This is a genomic window from Lacticaseibacillus manihotivorans DSM 13343 = JCM 12514, from assembly GCF_001435035.1.
GTDB classification, from domain to species: Bacteria; Bacillota; Bacilli; order Lactobacillales; family Lactobacillaceae; genus Lacticaseibacillus; species Lacticaseibacillus manihotivorans.
Genome location: NZ_AZEU01000183.1, coordinates 1 through 921, shown reverse-complemented (window position 1 = coordinate 921; position 921 = coordinate 1). Strand labels below are relative to the sequence as shown.

The 921-nt window shown below is 45.4% G+C and carries 2 protein-coding genes; one reads left to right on the top strand and one right to left on the bottom strand.

Annotated elements, in window-relative coordinates; genetic code table 11:
• Positions 1 to 29 precede the first annotated feature (29 nt).
• On the bottom strand, positions 30 to 185 hold the full coding sequence (locus tag FD01_RS16115; protein WP_156647300.1) for a hypothetical protein: 156 nt from the start codon (positions 183 to 185) through the stop codon (positions 30 to 32).
• A gap of 118 nt (positions 186 to 303) precedes the next feature.
• Between FD01_RS16115 and FD01_RS10570 the strand changes: the two genes are divergently transcribed.
• The gene (locus FD01_RS10570) at positions 304 to 840 is read left to right on the top strand and encodes a GNAT family N-acetyltransferase (protein ID WP_054720205.1); all 537 of its coding nucleotides are present in this window, start codon (positions 304 to 306) and stop codon (positions 838 to 840) included.
• Positions 841 to 921: the final 81 nt, after the last annotated feature.

The following is a 921-nucleotide window of genomic DNA, read 5'->3' as shown; positions in this document are numbered from 1 at the left end:
TCATCTCACGGTGTCGTGCCATGGGGTGGCTAACTTGTTCTTGCAATTTGCGAATGATATAAATCATCTAATTGCGGATCATAATAAGCGGTTCCTGGTTGTTTTAAATCGGCTGCGGCTAAACAAGTTCGCACTAAGTTGGCGACCGCTTGATTGTCTTTGGCTTCCATTCGACGAATTGGCATCACACACGTTCTTTCTGTGAATCTTTTTCACTATTTTTTAATTTCCATCTTCGCATAATGATGAGCGATGTCAACGATTATGCTAAACTTAAAACAGATTAAATGAAGAAGGTCGCTTATGTTTACATACCGAATCGATGATGAAATTGCCCTCGCACTGCCACGTCCCAGCGCAGACGCAGACCCACTGTTTGCCATGGTCGATCAAAACCGTGAAGCCTTAGGGAAATATTTACCCTGGGTGCCAGGCATGCGCACAGTAGATGATGAAGCGCGCTTCTTGCAAATGACCTTGGAGCATTATGCCGCTGGTCTTAGTTTGAACACGGTGATTCACTATGGCGATGCAGTCGCCGGCATGATCAGCTTCAATCATTTCGATCACTTGAATCATCAAGCTGACATCGGCTATTGGCTCGGGACGGAATTTCACGGCTTGAACATTATGCACCGCGCTGTGTCCGGCATGTGCGCATTAGGGTTTGTGGATTTTGATTTGAATCGCTTGATCATCCGCGCCGCCGTTGATAACGCGCCATCCAACCATGTTGCCCAAAAAGCAGGATTCACCTTAGAAGCGCGTTTGCGCGAAGCTGAATTGTTGGCAGACGGCTATCATGATGAAAACCAATACTCACGCCTTAAAAATGACTAAACTAAAAAATTCACGCCACACTCGGCGTGCGATAATCCCTTTATGGTTGTCAGATGAAATACAATAATTCATCTGATGATT

Bases quoted from the DNA above. Each gene is read 5' to 3' on its own strand.
- FD01_RS16115 (WP_156647300.1), bottom strand. From the start codon at position 185: ATGCCAATTCGTCGAATGGAAGCCAAAGACAATCAAGCGGTCGCCAAC.
- FD01_RS10570 (WP_054720205.1), top strand. From the start codon at position 304: ATGTTTACATACCGAATCGATGATGAAATTGCCCTCGCACTGCCACGT.